The sequence below is a fragment of the Betaproteobacteria bacterium genome (genome assembly GCA_016791345.1).
Lineage (GTDB): Bacteria > Pseudomonadota > Gammaproteobacteria > Burkholderiales > JAEUMW01 > JAEUMW01.
Map to the genome: position 1 here is coordinate 1 of JAEUMW010000324.1, position 3,388 is coordinate 3,388.

Consider the following 3,388-nt stretch of genomic DNA (forward strand, 5'->3'; position numbering starts at 1 on the left):
CGAGGGGCGCGGATTGAAACTGCCTCCCGCTGTGCCCATGTGGCCACCAGCCCCGCATCGCCCCTCGCTCGCGAGGGGCGCGGATTGAAGCGTGAACTATGCCGTGCGCGCGCTGCGCGGCGTGTCGACCGCAGGCACCAAGGAGCGCTCAAGCTGCGCTCTCAGGTCCCGCTCGCTGCAGAAAACCAGGTCGTAGGTGCTGGAGAAGCCCGCCGCCTGTTTGGCATCGAGGCCCGCGGCGCACACGATGAAGTCGTCGCGACCGATGCCGAGCCGCCTGCGCAGCGTGAGGCAGCGGTCGATATCCTGGCGGAAGTCGCCGCTCTTGCATTCGACGCAAAGCGGACGCGTGCCGTCGATGAGGAAGAACACGTCGAGTTCGAACGTCTCCTCGTTTTGCAGCGTGATCACCAGATTGCGCGCGCACGAGTAGCGCAACCCGTGCTCGCGCGCCGATTCGAGCAGAGTCATCAGTACCAGCCACTCCAGCCAGTCGCCGTTGAAAAACTCGCGAATCGCCGGGGCGGTCTGCAGAATGAGCCGCAGGCGCGGCTTCTCGTCCTTGAGGTGCAGACACTTTGCGATGAAAGAGTATTCGAAGAGCTGTCGGCAGAAGCGCGTGATGTGCTCGACCTGCTCGGGCGTCTTGCGTTCGAAGTGGATCGTCGCCTGCGTGAATCCCTTCATCTGGGCGAAGCGGATGCGGTCGACCACTTCCTTCAGAACGCTGTAGTTGCGCCCGATGGCCACCGCCACCTCGTCGAAGAACCCGGTGGTATCGACGGCGCGCGGGTTGGTCCGAACGCGGACCTGCCGGCGCTGGAACCAGTCCCGCACCGGGCCGTGCTGAAGCTCGGTCGACAGCAGGGCCGAGTTGTGCAGATCGAAGGGTTCGGCGGAACCCGCCAAGGGAGCACTGCGCGCGAGCATGCTGCCACCTGCGCCGACGGCACGCAGTCGCACCGCCTCGACCTGCAGGGCGAAGAGCTTTTCCAGCGCCTTGCTCACGAAGTAAACCGTGTCGTGAGCCTGCACGGACGCCTGACAGTGAGGACAGGTCTGCGTCGTCCCGGCTGCCTCAGGGGGCAGTTCTTCGAGATGACCGCACTTGCTGCAACGGAGGATGGCCATGGCATGAGGCGACGGCTGATAGGAGACCACGCCTGCTGCAATAGCTGTGCCCAGGTGCGGATGGGCGGCGCTGGCTTCCCGCCGACCGCGGACATGCCGGACGCTGCAAGGTTGACGCGCAGCGCCGACAGCTAGCAATATTCTGCGCTGCGGTTCCGATGCAATGCACCACCAGCCACTGGTGGTAGTGCATGCAGGGCTGCTTCGCGCGTGCTGCCGGTGGCTCGCATGTGGTCAGCGCGTCCTCGATCACTACTTCTCTGACACGGCACCATGGACAACAGCACGCTGCCGTTCGCCAACGACCGCGAGCCCGGCGCAAACGCCGGCGCCGACGGTGTTGCCGCGGATCCGCTCTGGTACAAGGACGCGGTGATCTATCAGCTGCACGTCAAGGCGTTCTGCGACTCCAACGACGACGGCATCGGCGACTTTCGCGGCCTTGCGTCCAAGCTCGACTATGTGCAGGACCTGGGCGTCAACGCGATCTGGGTGATGCCCTTCTATCCGTCCCCGCTGCGCGACGACGGCTACGACGTCGCCGACTACCTGAACGTGCATCCGCACTACGGCACGCGGCAGGACTTCCGGACTTTCCTGCGCGAAGCGCACCGGCGCGGACTGCGCGTGATCACCGAGCTTGTCGTCAATCACACGTCCGACCAGCATCCGTGGTTCCAGGCCGCGCGCCGCGCACCGCCCGACACGTCGAAGCGCAACTTCTACGTGTGGAGCGACGACGACCAGAAGTATCGCGGCACGCGGATCATCTTCACCGACACCGAGGTGTCCAACTGGACCTGGGATCCGGTGGCGAAAGCGTATTTCTGGCACCGCTTCTTCAGTCATCAGCCGGATCTCAATTTCGACAATCCAAGCGTGATGAAGGCGGTGGTCCGGGCGATGCGCTTCTGGCTCGACATGGGCGTGGACGGCTTCCGGCTGGATGCGATTCCGTATCTGGTAGAGCGCGAGGGCACAAACAACGAGAACCTTCCGGAGACGCACGCGGTCATCAAGCAGATCAGGGCTGCGATCGACGCCAAATATGGCGACCGTCTGCTGCTCGCGGAAGCGAACCAGTGGCCCGAGGACGTGCGCGACTACTTCGGCGACGGCAACGAATGCCACATGGCCTACCACTTTCCACTGATGCCGCGCATGTACATGGCGATCGCGCAGGAGGACCGCCACCCGGTGATCGAGATCATGCAGCAGACGCCGGACATCCCGGCCAACTGCCAGTGGGCGATCTTCCTGCGCAATCACGACGAGCTCACGCTGGAGATGGTGACGAGCAAGGAGCGCGACTACATGTACCGCATGTATGCGGCGGACCCGCGTGCGCGCATCAATCTCGGCATCCGCCGGCGGCTCGCGCCGCTCATGGAGAACGACATCGATCGCATCAAGCTGATGAACAGCCTGCTCCTGTCGATGCCGGGCTCGCCGATCATCTATTACGGCGATGAGATCGGCATGGGCGATAACATCTTCCTCGGCGACCGCGACGGCGTGCGCACGCCGATGCAGTGGACGCCCGACCGCAACGCCGGCTTCTCGCGTGCCGATCCGCAGCGCCTCTATCTGCCGCCGATCATGGACCCGGTGTACGGCTACGAGGCGGTGAACGTCGAGGCGCAGCTGCGCGAACCGTCGTCGCTGCTCAACTGGATGAAGCGCATGCTCGCCGTGCGCAAGCAAAGCCACGCCTTCGGCCGCGGCCGCCTCACGTTTCTGAATCCCGGCAACAACAAGGTGCTCGCCTACCTGCGCGAACTGGGTGACGAGGCGATCCTCTGCGTTGCGAACGTCGGACGCTCCGCGCAGCCGGTCGAGCTCGATCTCAAGCGCTACCGCGGTCGCGTGCCGGTGGAGATGCTCGGCCGCGTGGCGTTTCCGCCGATCGGCGAGCTGCCCTATCTGCTCACGTTGCCGGCGCACGCCTTCTACTGGTTCCGGCTCGCCACCGACGTCGAAGCACCCGACTGGCACGAGTCGTTCACCGCGCGCGAAGAGCTGCCGGTGATAGTGCTCTTCGACGGCTGGTCGAGCTTCTTCCGCGACCGCGTCGTGCCGTGGCGCATCGGCATGGCGCAGAAGGTGCGCGACCAGCTCGAGCTGGAGATTCTTCCGCGCTACATCGAGCAGCGGCGCTGGTTCGCGCAGAAGGGCGAGAAGGTGAAGCGCGCGCGCCTCGTCGACCACGGTCTGCTCGAACGCGGCAGCCAGTCGTGGCTCATCGGGCAGTTCGACG

Annotated in this window: 2 protein-coding genes; one reads left to right on the forward strand and one right to left on the reverse strand. The window is 64.9% G+C overall.

The genetic code is table 11. The features are described from left to right. Positions 1–96 precede the first annotated feature (96 nt). The gene (locus JNK68_12935; protein MBL8541259.1) at positions 97–1,131 is read right to left on the reverse strand and encodes a hypothetical protein; all 1,035 of its coding nucleotides are present in this window, start codon (positions 1,129–1,131) and stop codon (positions 97–99) included. 273 nt (positions 1,132–1,404) lie between these two features. On the opposite strand from JNK68_12935, the gene treS reads away from it, so the two are divergent. Then, on the forward strand, positions 1,405–3,388 hold a 1,984-nt coding region (gene treS / locus JNK68_12940; protein MBL8541260.1), incomplete at its 3' end, for a maltose alpha-D-glucosyltransferase.

What these genes read in the sequence shown, in the direction of transcription:
- JNK68_12935 (MBL8541259.1), bottom strand. Translation starts at nt 1,131, where the DNA reads ATGGCCATCCTCCGTTGCAGCAAGTGCGGTCATCTCGAAGAACTGCCC.